At 67.2% G+C, this 18,759-nt stretch carries 17 protein-coding genes; 12 read left to right on the top strand and 5 right to left on the bottom strand.

Translation table 11 applies throughout. The annotated features are described in order from the left end of the window. The first annotated feature begins 43 nt into the window (after positions 1-43). The 3 genes from ACFSGJ_RS08825 to ACFSGJ_RS08815 are packed head-to-tail and all read left to right on the top strand — an operon-like array spanning position 44 to position 3,988. The gene (locus ACFSGJ_RS08825) at positions 44-1,891 is read left to right on the top strand and encodes a peptidyl-prolyl cis-trans isomerase (RefSeq protein WP_390260859.1); all 1,848 of its coding nucleotides are present in this window, start codon (positions 44-46) and stop codon (positions 1,889-1,891) included. A 1-nt stretch (position 1,892) separates the two neighbouring features. Then, complete coding sequence (trpE, locus tag ACFSGJ_RS08820) at positions 1,893-3,404, top strand: anthranilate synthase component I (RefSeq protein ID WP_390260857.1); 1,512 nt, start codon at positions 1,893-1,895, stop codon at positions 3,402-3,404. Between the two features lie 38 nt (positions 3,405-3,442). Further along, positions 3,443-3,988: a GNAT family N-acetyltransferase gene (locus ACFSGJ_RS08815; protein WP_390260855.1), complete on the top strand. Its 546-nt coding sequence runs from the start codon at positions 3,443-3,445 to the stop codon at positions 3,986-3,988. Here the strand turns inward: ACFSGJ_RS08815 and ACFSGJ_RS08810 are convergent. After that, the gene (locus ACFSGJ_RS08810; protein WP_390260854.1) at positions 3,951-4,790 is read right to left on the bottom strand and encodes a hypothetical protein; all 840 of its coding nucleotides are present in this window, start codon (positions 4,788-4,790) and stop codon (positions 3,951-3,953) included. The genes ACFSGJ_RS08815 and ACFSGJ_RS08810 overlap by 38 nt on opposite strands. A 134-nt stretch (positions 4,791-4,924) precedes the next feature. On the opposite strand from ACFSGJ_RS08810, the gene ACFSGJ_RS08805 reads away from it, so the two are divergent. The 6 genes from ACFSGJ_RS08805 to lexA all read left to right on the top strand — a co-directional run bounded on the left by ACFSGJ_RS08805 (position 4,925) and on the right by lexA (position 9,742). Next, positions 4,925-5,506 (top strand): anthranilate synthase component II, encoded by a 582-nt coding sequence (locus ACFSGJ_RS08805; RefSeq protein WP_390260852.1) that lies wholly within the window; start codon positions 4,925-4,927, stop codon positions 5,504-5,506. Continuing rightward, complete coding sequence (gene trpD, locus ACFSGJ_RS08800) at positions 5,503-6,528, top strand: anthranilate phosphoribosyltransferase (protein ID WP_390260851.1); 1,026 nt, start codon at positions 5,503-5,505, stop codon at positions 6,526-6,528. The genes ACFSGJ_RS08805 and trpD overlap by 4 nt, the downstream gene beginning before the upstream one ends. After that, positions 6,525-7,334, top strand: coding sequence for an indole-3-glycerol phosphate synthase TrpC (gene trpC / locus ACFSGJ_RS08795; RefSeq protein ID WP_390260849.1), 810 nt, complete (start codon positions 6,525-6,527; stop codon positions 7,332-7,334). The genes trpD and trpC overlap by 4 nt, the downstream gene beginning before the upstream one ends. Beyond that, positions 7,334-7,810 (top strand): cyclic pyranopterin monophosphate synthase MoaC, encoded by a 477-nt coding sequence (gene moaC / locus ACFSGJ_RS08790; protein WP_390260848.1) that lies wholly within the window; start codon positions 7,334-7,336, stop codon positions 7,808-7,810. Before trpC ends, moaC begins: the two co-directional genes overlap by 1 nt. Next, positions 7,807-8,976: a molybdopterin molybdotransferase MoeA gene (locus ACFSGJ_RS08785; protein ID WP_390260846.1), complete on the top strand. Its 1,170-nt coding sequence runs from the start codon at positions 7,807-7,809 to the stop codon at positions 8,974-8,976. Before moaC ends, ACFSGJ_RS08785 begins: the two co-directional genes overlap by 4 nt. 64 nt (positions 8,977-9,040) lie before the next feature. Then, positions 9,041-9,742 carry a transcriptional repressor LexA gene (gene lexA, locus ACFSGJ_RS08780; RefSeq protein ID WP_390260845.1) on the top strand — a complete coding sequence of 234 codons (702 nt, stop codon included), beginning with the start codon at positions 9,041-9,043 and terminating at the stop codon, positions 9,740-9,742. On the opposite strand, the gene ACFSGJ_RS08775 is transcribed toward lexA, so the two are convergent. Continuing rightward, positions 9,736-11,820: a ComEC/Rec2 family competence protein gene (locus tag ACFSGJ_RS08775; RefSeq protein ID WP_390260843.1), complete on the bottom strand. Its 2,085-nt coding sequence runs from the start codon at positions 11,818-11,820 to the stop codon at positions 9,736-9,738. The two genes, lexA and ACFSGJ_RS08775, sit on opposite strands and share 7 nt — an antisense overlap. A 77-nt stretch (positions 11,821-11,897) precedes the next feature. Between ACFSGJ_RS08775 and gltX the strand changes: the two genes are divergently transcribed. The 3 genes from gltX (at position 11,898) to ACFSGJ_RS08760 (ending at position 15,562) form a co-directional block, all read left to right on the top strand. Next, the gene (gene gltX, locus ACFSGJ_RS08770) at positions 11,898-13,298 is read left to right on the top strand and encodes a glutamate--tRNA ligase (protein ID WP_390260841.1); all 1,401 of its coding nucleotides are present in this window, start codon (positions 11,898-11,900) and stop codon (positions 13,296-13,298) included. A 62-nt stretch (positions 13,299-13,360) separates the two neighbouring features. Then, positions 13,361-14,653: a citrate synthase gene (gene gltA, locus ACFSGJ_RS08765; protein WP_390260839.1), complete on the top strand. Its 1,293-nt coding sequence runs from the start codon at positions 13,361-13,363 to the stop codon at positions 14,651-14,653. Continuing rightward, the gene (locus ACFSGJ_RS08760; RefSeq protein WP_390260837.1) at positions 14,654-15,562 is read left to right on the top strand and encodes a DUF817 domain-containing protein; all 909 of its coding nucleotides are present in this window, start codon (positions 14,654-14,656) and stop codon (positions 15,560-15,562) included. Here ACFSGJ_RS08760 and ACFSGJ_RS08755 read toward each other — a convergent pair. The 3 genes from ACFSGJ_RS08755 to ACFSGJ_RS08745 form a co-directional block, all read right to left on the bottom strand. Next, entirely contained in the window at positions 15,490-16,263 is a 774-nt protein-coding gene (locus tag ACFSGJ_RS08755) for an enoyl-CoA hydratase-related protein (RefSeq protein ID WP_390260835.1), read from the bottom strand. The genes ACFSGJ_RS08760 and ACFSGJ_RS08755 overlap by 73 nt on opposite strands. 62 nt (positions 16,264-16,325) lie before the next feature. After that, entirely contained in the window at positions 16,326-16,772 is a 447-nt protein-coding gene (locus ACFSGJ_RS08750; protein WP_390261188.1) for a cytochrome c-type biogenesis protein, read from the bottom strand. Beyond that, complete coding sequence (locus ACFSGJ_RS08745; RefSeq protein ID WP_390260833.1) at positions 16,772-18,745, bottom strand: heme lyase CcmF/NrfE family subunit; 1,974 nt, start codon at positions 18,743-18,745, stop codon at positions 16,772-16,774. The genes ACFSGJ_RS08750 and ACFSGJ_RS08745 overlap by 1 nt, the downstream gene beginning before the upstream one ends. Between the last annotated feature and the right edge of the window lie 14 nt (positions 18,746-18,759).

Genomic DNA, 18,759 nt, shown 5'->3' with positions numbered 1-18,759 from the left:
CCTTAGACAACGGCAAAATCCGGCGGAAGGAAGGACCGACATCATGAAGGGGGCCAAGGGCAAGGGCGCGAATATCGCGGTATGGATCATCCTTGGGCTGCTGATCATCGGCCTTGCGGGTTTTGGCACCGGCGGCTTTACCGGCCAGACCCGTGCCATCGGTTCGGTCGGCGACCGGGAAATCACGGTCAATGAATATGCCCGCGCCCTGCAGCAGGAGATCCGCGGGTTTGAATCCCAGATGGGTCAGGCCATGAGCTTTCAGCAGGCCGAGGCGCTGGGGATCGACCGTGCCGTGCGTGAACGTCTGGTCGCGCTGGCGGCCATCGACAATGAGGCAGAACGCATGGGCCTCTCGGTCGGCGACGAAGCCGTGCGCGACGAACTGCTTGCCATTCCGAACTTTCGCGGCCTCGACGGCAGCTTTGACCGTCAGTCCTATCGCTTTGCCCTGCAACAGCTTGGGATGAACGAAGGCGAGTTCGAGGAGCAGTTGCGCCGCGATGTCACCCGCTCGCTGCTGCAGGCGGCGGTGGTCGGCTCGGTCTCGGCGCCCGACAGCTATACCGAGGTTCTGATCGGCTATATCAACGAACGCCGCGCACTGACCCATCTGCGCCTTGCGGCCCGCGATCTGGAAGCGGCCCCGCCGGAACCGGACGAGGCGACGCTTCAGGCCTGGTTCGACGAGAACGCCGCCCGGTTCACCCGGCCCGAAAGCCGGCAGGTCACCTATGCCTGGCTCACGCCCGAGATGATGCTCGACGCGGTCGAGGTCGATGAGGCCGCGCTCCGCACCGCCTATGAGCAGCGCATGTCGGAATTCGTGCAGCCCGAACGCCGGCTGGTCGAGCGGATCGTCTTTGGCACCGACGAAGAGGCCACCGAGGCGATGGCCCAGATCGAGGCTGACGAAGACGCGTTCGAGGACATCGTGACCGAACGCGGGCTCAGCCTGATGGACGTGGACATGGGCGACGTGACCGAGACGCAGCTCGGGGCCGCCGGCCCCGAGGTCTTTGCGCTGGAGGGTCCCGGCGTGGCCGGCCCCTTGCCCAGCGAATTCGGCCCGGCGGTCTACCGCGTGAACGCGATCCTGTCGGCGCAGAACATCGGCTTTGAAGAGGCGCAGGAGGCCCTGCGCGACGAGTTGGCGCTGGACCTGGCGCGGCGGGAAATCACCGTGCTGGTCGAGGATGCCGACGACCTTCTGGCGGGAGGTGCGACGATCGAGGATCTGGCCGCCGAGACGCCGATGGAACTGGGTCAGATGACCTGGACCGAGGGCGCGACCGACGACATCGCCGGCTATTCCAGCGTCCGGGCCGAGGTCGCGCGGCTTGAACCCGGCGATTTTGCCGATGTCCTGGTGCTGGAGGATGGCGGTATCGCCGCCCTGCGCGTCGATGAGGTGACACCCGCCGCCGCCCCGCCGCTGGAGGAGGTGCGCGACGAGGCGCTTGCCGCGTGGCAGGAACAGGAGGCCCTGCGCCTTGTCGCCGAACAGGCCGAGGAGATGCGCCAGCAAATCGCCGATGGCGCGACCTTCCAGTCCTTCGGCTATCCGGTTCAGATCGTCGAGGCCGCCCATCGCGACGGCGGGGTCGAGAACCTGCCGAACGCCCTCATGGCCGAGGTCTTTGCCATGGACGAAGGTGAGGTCCGGGTGCTGCGCAGCCCCACCGCCGTGCATCTTGTGCGGGTTGAACGCGTCTATGAAGCCGAGCTTGCGGCATCGGAGGCGAACGGGCTTCGCAACGCCGTGGTGACCGAGCTGACGCAGGGCATGGTGCGCGATGTCTACGACCTCTTTGCCAATGCGCTGATGTCCGAGGCCGGCATCCGCATCAACGAAACCGCCGTGAACGCGGTTCATACGCAGTTCCGCTGAGATGACGATGACGCCTTCGTTCGAGGAATTCGCCGCCGGCTGGGAGGCCGGGCAGAACCAGCTCGTGCTGACGCGGCTTGCGGCGGATCTCGACACGCCCGTCTCGCTGATGCTCAAGCTCGCCGAGGCGCGCAAGGACACGTTCATGCTGGAAAGCGTGACGGGCGGCGAAGTGCGCGGCCGCTATTCGGTCGTCGGCATGAAGCCGGACCTGATCTGGGAATGTCGCGGCACCGAAAGCCGGATCAACCGGCAGGCGCGGTTCGACGAAAGCGCGTTCGAGCCACAGGCAGGCCACCCGCTGCAAACGCTGCGCGACCTGATCGCCGAAAGCCGCATCGAGATGCCCGACGATCTGCCGCCGATCGCGGCGGGTCTCTTCGGGTTCCTCGGCTATGACATGATCCGTCTGGTGGAACGTCTGCCCGACGTGAACCCGGACCCGCTGGGCCTGCCTGACGCGGTTCTGATGCGGCCCTCGGTCGTGGCGGTGCTTGACGGGGTAAAGGGTGAGGTGACGCTCGTGTCCCCCGCCTGGGTATCCTCTGGCCTCTCGGCGCGGGCGGCCTATGCGCAGGCGGCCGAACGTGTGTCGGACGCGCTGCGCGATCTGGAACGCGCCATGCCCGGAACCTCGCGCACCCTGGGGGAGGCCGCGGCGGTGGGCGAGCCGGTGTCGAACTTCACCAAGCCGGGCTATATGGCCGCCGTCGAGAAGGCCAAGGAATACATCCGCGCCGGCGACATCTTTCAGGTGGTGCCCGCGCAGCGCTGGACGCAGGATTTCCCGCTGCCGCCCTTTGCGCTTTATCGCAGCCTGCGCCGCACCAATCCATCGCCCTTCATGTTCTTCTTCAACTTCGGCGGCTTTCAGATCATCGGCGCAAGTCCGGAGATCCTTGTGCGGCTGCGCGACGGCGAGGTGACGATCCGGCCCATCGCCGGAACCCGGCCCCGTGGCGTAACGCCCGAGGAAGACCGCGCGCTGGAGCTTGACCTGCTCGCGGACCAGAAGGAACTTGCCGAACATCTCATGCTGCTCGATCTCGGGCGCAACGATGTGGGCCGTGTGGCGCGGGTCGGCACCGTGCACCCGACGGAAAAGTTCATCATCGAGCGCTACAGCCATGTGATGCACATCGTCTCGAACGTCGTGGGCGAACTTGCCGAGGGCGAGGATGCGCTTTCGGCGCTGCTGGCGGGGCTGCCGGCGGGCACCGTTTCGGGCGCGCCCAAGGTCCGCGCGATGGAGATCATCGACGAGTTGGAACCGGAAAAGCGCGGAGTCTATGGCGGTGCGGTCGGGTATTTTTCCGCCAATGGCGAGATGGACATGTGCATCGCGCTGCGCACGGCCGTTCTCAAGGACGAAAAGCTTTATATTCAGGCCGGGGGCGGCGTCGTCTATGACAGCGACCCCGAGGCGGAATGGCAGGAAACCGTGAACAAGTCGCGGGCGCTCATGCGGGCCGCCGCCGATGCCGGACTGTTCGTGCGGCGCGGAAACGGCTGACCCTTGCGCGGTCGGCGCCCCTGCCGGATGCTGGCCGCATGACGCTGACGATCCGCCCCGCAACGGTGGCCGATGCCGGTATCCTCGGCGGGCTCCACCTGACCACATGGAACGAGACCTATCCGGGTCTGCTGGGCGCCGCGGAACTGCGGTCCCACAGCCATGCGTCGCGGCGGGCGATGTGGGACAGCATCCTGTCGCACCCGCGCCCGCCGCGTGTCCTGATCGCCGAAGAGAGCGAGCCCTGCGGGTTCGCCGCCCTGCGTGGTCAGGATGATGGCGAACTGCTGGCGCTTGGCTATGACGGGGAAATCGCCGCGCTCTATCTGCTGGCCCGGGCGCAGGGGCGCGGCATCGGGCGGCGCCTGTTCGCAGCGGGCCGCGCGGCGTTATGCGAAGCGGGGCGGTCGAACCACGCGCTCTGGGTGCTGGAGGGGAACCATCGCGCCATCGGCTTTTATCGCGCGATGGGCGGCAGTGTCGTTCTGCGCCGCCGGACCAGGAGCGAGACGGGCGAACGGGTGGAGCTTGCCCTTGGCTGGCCCCTCAGCGATCCAGCAACGCCGAAAGCGGGGCAAAGCTGACACCCGCCTGCGCGCCAGGGCGCCCGGTCAGCGCCGCGAGGATATCCGCCCGGGCCGGCGCAAAAAGGATCGCGCCGTTTTCCTGCGCAGCGACCGGCGCGACACCCGCCAGCGCCGCGGCGGGCTCTCCCTCCAGACGGTGAAACGGGATGCCGGCGCCGGCCACCGTCAGCGCGTCGCCGTTCTCCGCCAGAAAACCCTCCGACAGGCGCTCGGCCGGCAGGCGCATCCAGCGCAGGCCCTGCGGCAGACCGGTCACGGGCGCCACGGCGGCGGTAGAGGCGGGCGCCAGCAGAACCACCTCTTGCCCCGCCGACTGCCAAGCGCCGACAGCCTCGGCAAGATCGGCGCGGCGCGCATCAAGCCCGATGGTGAACGGGATGGAGAACGCGCTCAAAAGGCCTCTCTCATCCGCATCCAGCCCTGTGTCGATCAGCACCACCGCAACCGGCGCGACCTCTGCCACGGCGGCGTCTTCCTCCGGCTCTCCGGCAATCCCCTGGGGCGAGGGTAGCTCTGTATCCGCGCCCGACGGATCACGGTCCGGGGCGGGTGCACGCGCAACCGCGCCGGGGGTTGCGGGAATCTGTGGCAGAACCGGGCGGGGCGCAGTGACGCGGCCGGGCTCTGCCGGGCCGGGGGCTGCGGGTGGCCCAGGTTCCGGTGCGGCGGCCTCACCCGGGCCGGTGCCGCCGGGGAGGACAAGCGGCGGCGAAAGGGGCAGCATCAGCGAGAGCGCGCCAAGCACCAGCGCCGACACGACAAGCCCGACCCCTGCCCCTGCGAGAAATCCCTTGCCCACGCGCGCCTCCCCCGGAATTGGCCGCTGCTTGCCCTTGACCCCGGGCGGCGGCTCTGACCATCTATAGCGCGACCCTTGGCGGGGATCGGCCGATATTGCAACCCCTGCCGCCAGCCATTCGCCGGACCATGCCCATGCTGCTGCTTATCGATAATTACGACAGTTTCACCTATAACCTCGTGCATTATCTGGGCGAGCTGGGCGCAGATGTCGTCGTTCGCCGCAACGACGCCCTGAACGTGCAAGAGGCGATGGCCCTGCGGCCCGAGGCGATCGTGCTGTCGCCCGGCCCCTGCGATCCGGATCAGGCGGGGATCTGCCTGCCGCTGACCCATGCGGCGGCGGAAACGGGAACGCCGCTGTTGGGGGTCTGTCTGGGCCATCAGACCATCGGGCAGGCCTTTGGCGGGAATGTCGTGCGGTGCCACGAGATCGTCCATGGCAAGATGGGAACGATGCATCACGGCGGCACGGGCGTCTTTGCGGGGCTTCCCTCGCCCTTTCAGGCGACGCGCTATCACAGCCTCGTGGTGGATCGCGACACCCTGCCCGCCTGCCTTGAGGTGACGGCCGAGCTTGAGGACGGCACGATCATGGGGCTGCGCCATCGCGACCTGCCGATCGAGGGGGTGCAGTTCCATCCCGAGAGCATCGCGTCAGAACATGGGCACGCGCTGCTGCGCAACTTTCTGTCGCTCGCGAAAGTCCCGGCATGAGCGAGGCGCTGAAGCCGCTGATCGCCGCCGCCGCCGAACGCCCGCTGACCCGGGCCGAGGCCGAGACCGCCTTTGCGCTGCTCTTTGAGGGCGAGGCCACGCCCGCGCAGATCGGGGGGTTCCTGATGGCGCTGCGCACCCGGGGCGAAACGGTGGACGAATACGCCGCCGCTGCAGCAACCATGCGCGCCCGCTGCGCCGCCGTCCGCGCGCCCGTCGGCGCGATCGACATCGTGGGGACCGGCGGAGACGGCAAGGGAACGCTCAACATCTCGACCGCTACGGCCTTTGTGGTCGCGGGCGCAGGCGTGCCGGTGGCCAAGCACGGGAACCGGAACCTGTCCTCCAAGTCTGGCGCGGCGGATGCGCTGACCGAGCTTGGGATCAACGTCATGTCCGGGGTGCGGGTGGTCGAAACCGCACTGAACCGGGTGGGGATCGGCTTCATGATGGCGCCGGTGCATCACCCCGCGATGCGGCATGTGATGCCCGCGCGGTCGGAGCTGGGGACCCGGACGATCTTCAACATTCTCGGGCCGCTCACCAACCCGGCGGGTGTCAAGCGGCAGCTGACCGGCGCCTTTGCGGCGCGGCTGCTGCGCCCGATGGCCGAAACCCTGCGCGCCCTTGGAAGCGAGGTCGCTTGGCTGGTCCATGGCGGCGACGGCACCGATGAGCTTGCGATTTCAGCCACCAGTCAGGTCGTGGCCCTGTCGGGGGGTGAGATCACCGAATTCACCGTTCACCCGGAAGAGGCCGGACTGCCGCTGCATCCGTTCGAGGATATTCTGGGCGGCACACCTGCCGAGAACGCCGCAGCGCTCCGCGCGCTGCTGGACGGGCAGCCGGGCGCCTATCGCGACGCCGTGCTTTTCAACGCGGCGGCGGCACTGGTGGTTGCCGGGGCTGCGGCAGACCTGCCGGACGGCGTGGAACAGGCGCGGCTCAGCATCGATTCCGGTGCGGCGCGCGGCAAGGTGGCGGCGCTGGCCGCCGTCACCTCGGAAGGACAAAAGTCATGAACAGCATTCTCGACCGTATCAAGGCCTACAAGCTGCAAGAGATCGCCGAGGCCAAGGCCCGGCTGCCGCTGGCCGATCTGGAGGCGCAGGCGCGCGAAGCCAGTGCCCCGCGCGGCTTTGCCGATGCGCTGGTACGGGCGGCACGCAGCGGCTATGGCCTGATCGCCGAGATCAAGAAGGCGAGCCCGTCCAAGGGCCTGATCCGCCCCGATTTCGACCCGCCCGCGCTGGCCCGCGCCTATGAGGAAGGCGGCGCGACCTGTCTTTCCGTCCTGACCGACGGCCCGTCTTTCCAGGGCGCGCCGGAATACCTGACGGCGGCACGCGGCGCCACATCCCTCCCTGCGCTGCGCAAGGATTTCCTTTATGACCCTTATCAGGTCGTCGAGGCGCGCGCCTGGCAGGCCGATTGCATCCTGATCATCATGGCCAGCGTTTCCGACACGCAGGCGGCAGAGCTGGAAGCCGCAGCCTTCGACTGGGGGATGGACGTCCTGATCGAGGTGCATGACGCCGCCGAACTGGAACGGGCCGCCGCGCTCCGGTCGCCGTTGATCGGGATAAACAACCGCAATCTCAATACGTTCCAGGTCGATCTTGCCACGTCGCGCGATCTCGCGCGCCGGGTGCCGCAGGACCGGGTGATCGTATCGGAAAGCGGGTTGAACACCCCCGGGGATCTCGCGGATCTGGCACGCTACGGGGCGCGCTGTTTCCTGATCGGCGAGAGCCTGATGCGCCAGGACGATGTGGCAGGCGCGACCCGCGCGCTCCTCTCCGAACCATCACTGCCCGAGGCGTTCTGATGGCGACACTCACGCATTTCGATGCCGAGGGGCACGCGCATATGGTCGATGTGTCCGACAAGGAGGTCACGGCGCGGCTGGCGGTGGCCGAGGCCTTGGTCGTGATGCAGCCCGAAACGCTCGCGCTCGTGACCGAGGGCCGGGCGAAAAAGGGCGATGTGCTGGGGGTTGCGCGGCTGGCGGGGATCATGGGCGCCAAGAAGACCGCCGATCTGATACCGCTCTGCCATCCCCTGCCGGTGACCAAGGTCGCCGTGGATCTGGTGCCCGATGCGGCGCTGCCCGGCATTCGCATCACGGCGACCGTGCGCACCACCGGCCAGACGGGCGTGGAGATGGAGGCGCTGACCGCCGCCAGCACAGCCGCGCTTACGGTCTATGACATGCTCAAGGCCGCGGAAAAGGGCATGGTGATTACCGGCATCCGCCTTCTGATGAAGGATGGAGGCAAATCCGGCCGGTTCGAGGCGCCATGATCCCGGTCGCAGAGGCGCTGGCCCGCGTTCTGGACCTGATCCGGCCGGTGGATACCGAAACGGTGCCGCTGCGTCAGGCATCGGGGCGGATGCTGCGCACTGCGGCCCGTGCCACGCGGGCACAACCGCCCTTTGCGGCGTCGAGCATGGATGGCTATGCCGTGGCCGAACCGCCCCGGCCGGGCCAGTCCCTGCAGGTGGTCGGTGAGGCCGCCGCCGGTCACGCCTTTGACGGGAGGGTCGCGCCCGGCGAGGCCGTGCGCATCTTTACCGGCGCGCCTGTGCCCGAAGGCGCCATCGCCGTCGTCCTGCAAGAGGATGTGACCCGCACGGGCGACCGGATCACCTTGGGCGAGGGCGTGCGGGATGAGACGAACATCCGCCCCGCCGGCGGTGATTTCGGGGCTGGCTTCACGCTCGATCCAACGCGGCTCTTGCGCACGGTCGATCTCGCGTTGCTCGCGGCGATGAACGTGGCCGAGGTGACGGTGAGCCGCCGCCCCTCGGTCGCGCTGATCGCAACGGGTGATGAACTGATCGTCCCCGGCGAAGTCCCGCGCCCGGACCAGATCGTCGCCTCGAACATCTATGCGCTGGCCGCGATGATCGAGGCCGCCGGCGGCGTGGCGCGTATCCTGCCCATCGCGCGTGACAATCAGGATGCGTTGCGTGCCGTGCTCGACCTCGCGAAAGGCGCGGATCTCGTGGTGACCATCGGGGGCGCCTCGGTCGGGGATCATGACCTGGTGGCGCAGGTGGCGGGCACGATGGGGCTGGAACGCTCGTTCTACAAGATCGCGATGCGCCCCGGAAAACCGCTGATGGCGGGCCGGATCTTTGGCGTGCCAATGCTGGGGCTGCCGGGCAACCCGGTCTCGGCCATCGTCTGCGGCCATCTGTTCGTCCTTCCCGCGCTGCGGGCGCTGACGGGCGATCCGGCACCAGAACCGAAACTGTCCGAGGGGCGGCTTGCCGTCGATGTCGGGCAAAACGGCCCCCGCGCGCATTACATGCGCGCGAGCCTCGACGGGGGCGGGATCACACCGTTCCCGGAGCAGGACTCCTCGCTGCTTACGGTGCTGGCGCGGGCCGATGTGCTGCTGCTGCGCCCGCCCCATGACGGGCCGCAATCCGCCGGGTCTGTGGCGCAGTATCTCGCGCTTTGACCCCATGTGGGTTGACACAGAACGGGAACGTCCGTAGAACATATTGAAAATACAGGAGGACGGAATGCTCACCCGCAAGCAGTCGGAATTGCTTGAATTCATCCATACCCGGCTGCAGGCGGACGGTGTCCCCCCGTCTTTCGACGAGATGAAAGAGGCGCTGGAACTGCGTTCCAAATCCGGCATCCACCGGCTGATCACCGCGCTGGAGGAGCGGGGTTTCATCCGCCGTCTGGCGCATCGCGCCCGCGCCATCGAAATTCTCCGCCTGCCAGAGGCGATGGGACGCGGCGCCAAGGGCTTTGCCCCCCGCGTGATCGAGGGCGACCGCCCCGCTCCCGCGTCACAGCCCCGGGGCGCCATGCCGGTCGAGGGCGTTCACGCGCAGGAACTGCCGGTGATGGGGCGGATCGCCGCCGGCACCCCGATCGAGGCGATATCCGAGGTCTCGCATCACGTCGCCGTGCCGGGGTCCATGCTCTCGGGTCGGTCCCAGCATTATGCGCTGGAGGTGCGGGGTGATTCCATGATCGACGCCGGGATCAATGACGGCGATATCGTCGTGATCCGGGAACAGACGACCGCCGAGAACGGCGATATCGTGGTCGCACTGGTCGAGGGGCAGGAGGCGACCTTGAAGCGCTTTCGCCGCAAGTCCGGCATGATCGCGCTGGAGGCCGCGAACCCCGCCTATGAAACCCGGGTTCTGCCGGATCACAAGGTTCAGGTGCAGGGGCGGCTGGTCGGGTTGATCCGCAACTACTGAACGATCAGCCCCGCCTGCCGCAAGACCGGTTCCGGGACGAACAACTCGGGCACCGGCGGAATGTGGCGGTTCCAGATCCGTTCCCCCACCTCGCGCCGCGCCAGCCGCAGCCGCAGTCTGTCGCCCTGCAGGTGAAAGGCCACCGCGCCCGTCCGGCCAAGGGTTGGCGCGTCGAGCAGCAGGCAGTCGCGCGGCGCCTCTGGCGCAGGTTGCGAGAGGATGACGATGCGCCCGGTGGTGCAGGTCTCATCCAGCCGGGCGACAGCGCCGCGTCCCGTCAGATGCCGGATTTCCACCCCCTCACCCCGGCCGATCCGCAACTCGGCGGGCCAGCGGGCATGGGCCTCGGCGGGCAGCGCGAGATCGCCATCGCTTTCCAGCCAGCTTCGCGCGACAAAGCCCTCGCCGCTCGCCTTGCTCAGCGCGCGGCCCTCGTCCGTGATCAGCCCCAGCAAACCGCCCGAGGATGCGACCAGAAGCGCGGGCCGGTCGGGCTGAGTCCAGATCGCCAGTGCCGCGATCATCGCGGGCACCCCCAACCAGCGCAACCGCCCCGGCCAGACGATGAGCCACAGCGCCCCCAGCGCCAGCACCGGCAGCACGAGGGCCGAAGGCGCGACGACTCCACGCACCGCGCCGTCAAGCCCCGCGACCCAGGCGGCCACGCCCAGCACCCAGGATGTGCCGAGCTCCATCATCCGTAGCGGCAAGTGCCATAGTCCGACGGGCACCAGAAGCGCCGAGAGAACCGCGCCGGGGATGATGACCGAGCCCATCAGCGGAACGCTGAGCAGGTTCGCGAGCAGCCCGTAATCCGCCATCCGCCCGAAATGCGCCGCCGCGACCGGCGCCGTGGCAGCACCCGCCACCGCAGAGGCAAGGCAGAGTGAGACCGCCGGGCGCAGCACCCTTGGAACCCGCCGCATCATCGGCCAGGCGTTCGAGAAGGCGGCGACCAGCGCCACGGTCGCCGCGAAGGACATCTGGAACCCCGCGCTGAGCAACGCCTCGGGTCGCAGGACAAGGATCAGCATGGCCGCCATCGCGACCGAGCGGAGCGAGATCGCCCGCTGGTCCAGCAGAACGGCCCCCAGAAACACCGCCACCATGACAAAGGCCCGCTGCGTCGCGACATTCCCGCCCGACAGCATCAGGTAAAAGGCCCCGGCGCCCAAGGCCACCAGGGCGGCGAGCTTTTTCGCATTGAGCCGCAGGGCCAGCGGCGGGATCAGCGCCAGCCCGTAGCGCATCGCGCCAAAGACCAGCCCGGTCAGAAGCCCCATATGGAGCCCCGAGATCGCCAGAAGATGGGCGAGGTTGGACGCCCGCAGATCATCGAGAACCCGGCGCGGGATGCCGGAACGATCCCCGGTCAGGACGGCCGCCGCAAAGGCGCCCGCGTCTCCAGGCATCTGCGCCCGGACCGCCTGCGATATCCGCATCCGCAAGGCAAAGACCGAAAACCTTGGCTCGGGCGGGGAAAGTGCCAGCACCGGGCTGCGCGTATAGCCCACCGCGCCCAGACGGTCGAACCACGCGAGGCGCTGAAAGTCGAAGCCGCCCGGTTCGGCCGGAAGCTCGGGCGGGGAAAGATGCCCGGTCAGAATGACCGTCAGCCCCGGCTCTGGCGTCACGAACCCCTGTTCCCCATGCAGCGCCACCCGCACCCGATGGGGCGTGCGCTGCGGCGACATGTTTTCCAGCACCACCCGGTCGAGCGTCAGGCGGATCTGGTCCGAGAGCGACCGGTCGATGCCGACGATGCGCCCCTCGATCGGGCCGTAATAGCGAAAGCCGAGAACCGGCGCCGCCACATGATGCGACCGGGCCGCCGCCGCAAGGAACCCGGCCGCCAGCAGCAAGCCGATCAGGGCGAGCGGCTGCCACCGCTCGGGTCCGCGCCGCCAGAGTATGGCACCCAGGAGGGCGACCGCCGCCGCCGATATCAGCCCGGCCTGCCCCGGTTCCCGTGCGACCCAGAAATAGAGGCCGATCCCGCAGGCAAAGAACACCGGCACCAGCGGGAAAAGCCTTGGCCGGGCCTCTGCCAGCGCCACAAGCGGGTCGGTCAGGCGCACTTGTCTCCCCCCCTCCCATTGCCTAGACAGAGGCGCGCCAGCCTACTGCCCACATGGTTTCCGAAAGGTTAATGCCGATGTCCGCCACCCCCGTCGTCACGCGCTTTGCGCCCTCGCCCACCGGGTATCTGCATATCGGGGGCGCGCGCACGGCGCTCTTCAACTGGCTTTACGCGCGGGGTCGGGGCGGCAAGTTCCTGCTTCGGATCGAGGATACCGATCGCGAGCGTTCGACCCCCGAGGCAACCGATGCGATCCTGCGCGGCCTGACATGGCTGGGGCTCGACTGGGATGGCGAGGCCGTCAGCCAGTTCGCCCGGCGCGACCGGCACGCCGAGGTTGCGCAAGAGATGCTGGCGCGCCGCCACGCCTACAAGTGCTTTTCCACCCAGGAGGAGATCGAGGCCGCGCGCGAGGCCGCGCGGGCCGAGGGGCGCTCGACGCTCTTTCAAAGCCCCTGGCGCGATGCAGACCCCGCGACCCATCCGGATGCGCCCTTTGTCATCCGGCTGCGCGCCCCGCGCGAAGGCGAGACGGTGATCGAGGACGCGGTGCAAGGCACGGTCCGGTTCCGCAACGATCAGCTCGACGACATGGTTTGTTTACGTTCCGATGGCACCCCTACCTACATGCTGGCCGTGGTGGTGGACGATCATGACATGGGGGTGACGCATGTGATCCGGGGCGATGACCATCTGAACAATGCCGCGCGGCAGACACTCGTCTATCAGGCGATGGGCTGGGACGTGCCGGTTTTCGCCCATATTCCGCTGATCCACGGGCCGGATGGCAAGAAGCTGTCCAAACGTCACGGGGCGCTGGGGGTCGAGGAATATCAGGCGATGGGCTACCCGGCGGCGGGGATGCGCAACTACCTCGCGCGGCTCGGCTGGAGCCACGGCGATGCGGAGTTCTTCACCGACGCGCAGGCGCAGGAATGGTTCGATCTGGGGGGAATCGGGCGGGCGCCGGCACGGCTCGACTTCAAGAAGCTGGAAAACCTGTGCGGGCAACATATCGCCGTTGCCGACGATGCTGCACTGCTGCACGAGATCGAGGGTTATCTGGCCGCGCGAGGCGATGAACCTCTGACCGGGGATCAGCGGGACGGGCTGCTGAGGGGCATGTACAGCCTGAAGGAGCGTGCCAAGACATTCCCGGAACTCCTTGAAAAGGCGCATTTCGTTCTGACCTCGCGGCCCCTTTCATATGAGCCGAAAGCGGAGGCGGCGCTCGACCCGGTATCCCAAGGTATACTGCGCGAATTGACGCCGCAGTTGCAAAGTGCTAGCTGGGACCGGCAGGCGCTGGAGGAGGCGGTGGCGAAGGTTGCCGAAGGTCACGGGGTGGGACTTGGCAAGCTGGCAGGCCCCTTGCGCGCCGCACTGGCAGGGCGCACAGTGACGCCGAGCGTATTTGACATGATGCTGGTTCTGGGACGCGAAGAGACGATCGCGCGGCTCAGGGACGCGACCTGACGACAGGTCCGGATATCACCCGGCGGGCAGCGGCCCGCCCGGTTCGCAGGAGAGGAACCCAGATGGCTGAAACCAAGACGGCGACGCTGACATACGACAACAAGACCATCGAACTGCCGGTCTACTCGCCCACCGCCGGCCCTGATGTGATCGACATCCGCAAGCTCTACGCCCAGGGCGACGTTTTCACGTACGATCCAGGCTTCACCTCGACCGCCGCCTGCGAAAGCACGATCACCTTTATCGACGGCGACAAGGGTGAGCTGCTCCATCGCGGCTACCCGATCGAGCAACTGGCCGAGAAATCCCACTTCCTCGAAGTCTGCTATCTGCTTCTTTACGGAGAACTGCCGACCGCGGCGCAGATGGACGATTTCGAGATGCGCGTGACCCGTCACACGATGGTGCACGAGCAGATGCACAACTTCTTCCGTGGCTTCCGCCGCGATGCGCATCCGATGGCGACCATGGTGGGCGTGGTCGGCGCCATGTCGGCCTTCTATCACGACTCGACCGATATCGCCGATCCCTGGCAGCGCGAGGTGGCGGCGATCCGCATGATCGCCAAGCTGCCGACGATCGCCGCGATGGCCTATAAATACTCGATCGGTCAGCCCTTCGTCTATCCGCGTAACGATCTCGACTATGCGTCGAACTTCCTGCGCATGTGCTTTGCCGTCCCGGCCGAGGAATATGAGGTCGACCCGATCCTGAGCCGCGCGATGGACCGGATCATGATGCTTCATGCCGACCACGAACAGAACGCCTCGACCTCGACGGTGCGTCTGGCCGGGTCGTCGGGCGCGAACCCGTTCGCCTGCATCGCGGCCGGCATCGCCTGTCTCTGGGGCCCCGCGCATGGCGGCGCCAACCAGGCCTGCCTTGAGATGCTGCGCGAGATCGGGACGGTGGACCGCATCCCGGAATTCATCGCCCGCGCCAAGGACAAGGACGATCCGTTCCGCCTGATGGGCTTCGGCCACCGCGTCTACAAGAACTTCGACCCGCGCGCCAAGGTGATGAAGCAGTCCGCAGATGAGGTTCTCGGCCTCATGGGGATCGAGGACAACCCGACGCTGCAGGTCGCCAAGGAGCTGGAGCGGATCGCGCTGGAGGATGACTATTTCATCTCGAAAAAGCTCTATCCCAACGTCGATTTCTATTCGGGCATCATCCTTGATGCGATGGGCTTCCCCACCTCGATGTTCACGCCGATCTTCGCGCTGAGCCGGACGGTCGGCTGGATTTCCCAGTGGAAAGAGATGATCAGCGACCCGGCGCAGAAGATCGGCCGCCCGCGCCAGCTTTACATCGGTGAAACCCGCCGCGACTATACCGAGGTCGAAGAGCGCTGATTGCGCCTCTCGACCCGAAACACCGGGCTTGAGCATCGTCTTGCGGCCCGCATTCGCCCCCGGCTTCACGGCTTCGGGGGCGATTTCATTGCCTTCACGCTGAAACAGGCCTGGGCGTCGCTGTTCGGCGCCGCGTTGCTGGCGGCGATCATCCTCAGCCGGCTGGTCTGGGATGCCGACTGGCCCCTCGCCCGCTATGACGCGCTGGTGCTTTATGCGCTGGGGTTGCAGGCGCTGTTCCTTCTGACGGGTCTGGAAAGTCTATCCGAGGCGCGGGTAATCCTGCTTTTCCACCTGACCGGCACCGCGATGGAGATCTTCAAGGTCGCCGCCGGGTCATGGGCCTACCCCGGGGACGGGGTTCTGCAGATCGCGGGCGTCCCGCTCTTTTCCGGTTTCATGTATGCCGCGATCGGGTCCTACATGGTGCGGGTGATCCGGCTGTTCCGGATGACCTTTGCCCGCTACCCGCCCTTTGCCGCGACGGTGGTGCTTGCCGTCGCGATCTATGTGAACTTTTTCAGCCATCACTTCCTGCCCGACCTGCGCTGGCCGCTGGTCGCCGCGACGCCGTTGATGTTCGGCCCGACGCGCATCCATTTTTCGGCAGGGCAGCGGCGCTACTGGATGCCGCTGCCGCTGGCGGCGCTGCTGACCGCCGCATTCGTGTTCCTGGCCGAGAATATCGGGACGATCACCGGCACATGGCTTTATGCCGGGCAGACGGTCGGTCAGGTGGTTCCGTGGGGCAAGTTCAGTTCCTGGTATCTGCTGCTCTATGTGGCCTTCGTCACGGTGACGCTTGTGGTTCGGGGGCCGCTGCGGCGCGGCGCGCTCTATCTCCCTTCGAACCGGGCGGGGCGTTTTTCGACAAAGGCCGCGATGCCCTCGCGGAAGTCGCGGGTCTGACCGCATTTCGCCTGCCAGTCCGCCTCGATCCGCAGCTGTTCGTCATAGCTGCCGCTGACGCCCGCGCGCATTGCCTGACGGATCGCGCGATAGGCGACCGTCGGACCGGCGGCGAGTTGCGCGGCGCGGGCACGCCAATGGGCCTCGAACCCGTCATCCGGCACGGCTTCCCAGATGAGGCCCATCGCCAGCGCCTCTTCTGCCGTGATCGGCTCGCCAAAGAGCGCCGCGCCCATCGCCCGGGCCAGGCCGATCCGGCGCGGCAACTGCCATGTCGCCCCGGCATCAGGCATCAGCCCGATCCGCGTGAAGGCCTGAATGAAGCTGGCCGACTGCGCCGCGATCACAACATCTGCGGCCAGCGCGAGGCTCGCCCCCGCGCCGGCCGCCGTGCCGTTGACGGCGGCGATGACCGGAACCGGGCAATCCGACAGGGCCTTCAGCATCGGTTCATATTCGTCGCGCAGAACCTGCCCCAGATCGCCGATGGCCTGCGCCGCATCCCCCAGATCCTGCCCGGAACAAAAGGCCCGCCCGGCCCCGGTCAGCACGACCGCCCGCGCCATCTCGCCACCGGCCAGCACGGCCCGCCGGATCTCGTCGCGCATCCGGCTGTTCAGGGCGTTCATCACCGCCGGACGTGCAAGCGTGATGATCGCGACGCCATCGGCCACCGTGAATTCTATCGTGTCGTAATCCATGTCATCCCCCTCTTTCCGCGCAGCTTAGCCGCTGACGAAGAAGGGAGAAGCGGAACGGCGCGTCACTCTTTCAGGATTTCACGCAAGCGCTGCATCTCGTCTTCCGACAGATCCTCGCCGCTGCCTTCGGGCCGTCGCCCGCGCAGATAGACGACCGCTATCCCAAGCCCCAGCACAAGCATCGCCGGCCCCGCGAGCCAGAGCGCGATATTCGTGCCCCCGGTCGTAGGCCGCAGCAGGACGTACTCGCCGTAGCGTTCGACGATATAGGTCAGAACCTCGGGATCGCTGTCGCCCTCGACCAACCGTTCCCGCACCAGAAGCCGCATGTCCCGCGCCAGATCGGCATTGGATTCGTCGATGGATTCGTTCCGGCAGACAAGGCAGCGCAGCTCGCGCGAAATCTCGCGGGCGCGGGCCTCAAGCGCCGGGTCGTCCAGAACCTCATCGGGCTGCACCGCAAAGGCAGGCGCGGCCAGAAAGCAGAGGATGATCAGAAGCCGCCGCATCATTCTGCCGCCACCGGTGCGCGGGAGCTGCGGGTCGCACCTGCCGCAACGCGATAGCGCCGGTCGCTGAGGCTGAGGAACCCGCCGAGCGCCATGATGATGCACCCGCCCCAGAGCCAGTTGGCGAACGGTTTGACATAGGTGCGCACAGCCCATCCGCCGCCTTCCTGGGGATCGCCGAGAACGAGGTAGAGATCGCGCAGGAACCCATAATCAATGGCCGCCTCGGTCGTGGGCATCCCTGCGACGGGGTAGACGCGCTTTTCCGGGTAAAGGGTCGTCACCTCGCGCCCGTCGCGCGTCACCCGCATTTCCCCCATGGTCGAGATGTAATTCGGCCCCTCGACCCGGCGCACATCCATCAGCGTGATCTCATAGCCGCCATGGACAAAGGGCTCGCCGACCCGCGCGACGCGGATATCCTCGGTCTCCCACGCAACGAGCGCCGAGACGGCGAAGATCGTGATGCCAAGCCCCGCATGGGCCACCGCCTTGCCCCAGTCGGCGCGCGGCAGCCGCGAGACGCGGCCCAGACGTTCGGCCAGCGCGCCGCGCCCGGTGCGCAGCCACAGATCCGCCAGCGCGCCGCCCACGACCCAGATGCCGAGGATCACGCCCACCGGCCCCAGCGCCGACCGCCCGGTCTGCATCGCCCAGACCAGCGCGCCGAGCGACAGCGACAGAAGCGCCACGGGCCAGAGCGGCTGCATTGCGCGGGTCAGGTTGCCGCGCTTCCACGGCAGCATCGACCCGATCGGCAGGATCATCGCGAGCGCCACCACAAAGGGCGAGAACGCCAGGTTGAAAAACGGCGGCCCGACGGTGAGCGTCCGGCCAAAGAACATGTCGGCGATCAGGGGCCAGATCGTGCCGATAAAGACCACGAAGCTCGAAACCGCCAGCAGGACGTTGTTCATCACCAGCGCGGATTCCCGGCTGACGGTGGAAAAGACGCCCTTGGCCTCCATCGCGCCGGCACGCGCGGCAAAGAGGGTCAGCGCGCCGCCCATGAAGAAGCCGAGGATCAGGAGGATCATCACCCCCCGGTCGGGGTCGTTCGCAAAGGCGTGGACCGAGGTCAGAACCCCCGACCGCACAATGAACGTCCCGATCAGGGAAAAGCCGAAGGCGAGGATCGCGAGAAGGATCGTCCAGCTTTTGAGCGCCTCACGCTTTTCCACGACGATGGCCGAATGAAGCAGGGCCGCCGCGATCAGCCAGGGCATGAACGAGGCGTTTTCGACCGGGTCCCAGAACCAGAAGCCGCCCCAGCCGAGTTCATAATAGGCCCACCACGACCCAAGCGCGATCCCGATGGTCAGGAAGACCCAGGCGGCCAGCGTCCAGGGTCGCACCCAGCGGCCCCATGCGGCGTCCACCCGCCCTTCGATCAGGGCCGCGACGGCGAAAGAGAATGCCATCGAGAGCCCGACATAGCCGAGATAGAGAAACGGCGGGTGAAAGGCGAGCCCCGGGTCCTGCAACAGCGGGTTCAGGTCCTGCCCGTCAAAGGGGGGCGTCGCCAGACGCTCGAACGGGTTGGAGGTGAAGAGGATGAAGGCAAAGAACGCCACCGAAATCGCCGACTGAACGGCCAGCACCCGCGCCCGCAACCCCGGCGGAAGGTTCGCCCCGAACCAGGCCGCACAGGCCCCGAACAGCGTCAGGATGAGCACCCAGAGAAGCATCGAGCCCTCATGGTTGCCCCATACGCCCGAGATCTTGTAGATCATCGGCTTGGCGGTGTGTGAGTTCGAGACGACCAGCCGGACCGAGAAATCCGATACCACAAAGGCATAGGTCAGCGCGGCAAAGGAAAAGGCCGTCAGCAGGAACTGCGTCGTCGCTGCAGGCTCGGCCATGGCCATCCAGCCGCGCCATCCCTTGTGGGCGCCGATCAGCGGAACGATCGCCTGGACGATGGCGACCATGAAGGCGAGGATAAGGGCGAAGTGGCCGAGTTCGGTAATCATGATGCGCCATCATA

Origin of the sequence: Halodurantibacterium flavum (assembly GCF_042681825.1) — a bacterium.
GTDB classification, from domain to species: domain Bacteria; phylum Pseudomonadota; class Alphaproteobacteria; order Rhodobacterales; family Rhodobacteraceae; genus Halodurantibacterium; species Halodurantibacterium flavum.
Note: the sequence above shows the minus strand (reverse complement) of the source record. Positions and strands in the feature narration are given on the sequence as shown.

What these genes read in the sequence shown, in the direction of transcription:
- trpD (WP_390260851.1), top strand. Translation starts at nt 5,503, where the DNA reads ATGAGCGAGGCGCTGAAGCCGCTGATCGCCGCCGCCGCCGAACGCCCG.
- ACFSGJ_RS08805 (WP_390260852.1), top strand. Translation starts at nt 4,925, where the DNA reads ATGCTGCTGCTTATCGATAATTACGACAGTTTCACCTATAACCTCGTG.
- gltA (WP_390260839.1), top strand. Translation starts at nt 13,361, where the DNA reads ATGGCTGAAACCAAGACGGCGACGCTGACATACGACAACAAGACCATC.
- gltX (WP_390260841.1), top strand. Translation starts at nt 11,898, where the DNA reads ATGTCCGCCACCCCCGTCGTCACGCGCTTTGCGCCCTCGCCCACCGGG.
- ACFSGJ_RS08815 (WP_390260855.1), top strand. Translation starts at nt 3,443, where the DNA reads ATGACGCTGACGATCCGCCCCGCAACGGTGGCCGATGCCGGTATCCTC.
- ACFSGJ_RS08750 (WP_390261188.1), bottom strand. Translation starts at nt 16,772, where the DNA reads ATGCGGCGGCTTCTGATCATCCTCTGCTTTCTGGCCGCGCCTGCCTTT.
- trpC (WP_390260849.1), top strand. Translation starts at nt 6,525, where the DNA reads ATGAACAGCATTCTCGACCGTATCAAGGCCTACAAGCTGCAAGAGATC.
- ACFSGJ_RS08745 (WP_390260833.1), bottom strand. Translation starts at nt 18,745, where the DNA reads ATGATTACCGAACTCGGCCACTTCGCCCTTATCCTCGCCTTCATGGTC.
- moaC (WP_390260848.1), top strand. Translation starts at nt 7,334, where the DNA reads ATGGCGACACTCACGCATTTCGATGCCGAGGGGCACGCGCATATGGTC.
- ACFSGJ_RS08755 (WP_390260835.1), bottom strand. Translation starts at nt 16,263, where the DNA reads ATGGATTACGACACGATAGAATTCACGGTGGCCGATGGCGTCGCGATC.
- ACFSGJ_RS08825 (WP_390260859.1), top strand. Translation starts at nt 44, where the DNA reads ATGAAGGGGGCCAAGGGCAAGGGCGCGAATATCGCGGTATGGATCATC.
- ACFSGJ_RS08785 (WP_390260846.1), top strand. Translation starts at nt 7,807, where the DNA reads ATGATCCCGGTCGCAGAGGCGCTGGCCCGCGTTCTGGACCTGATCCGG.
- trpE (WP_390260857.1), top strand. Translation starts at nt 1,893, where the DNA reads ATGACGATGACGCCTTCGTTCGAGGAATTCGCCGCCGGCTGGGAGGCC.
- lexA (WP_390260845.1), top strand. Translation starts at nt 9,041, where the DNA reads ATGCTCACCCGCAAGCAGTCGGAATTGCTTGAATTCATCCATACCCGG.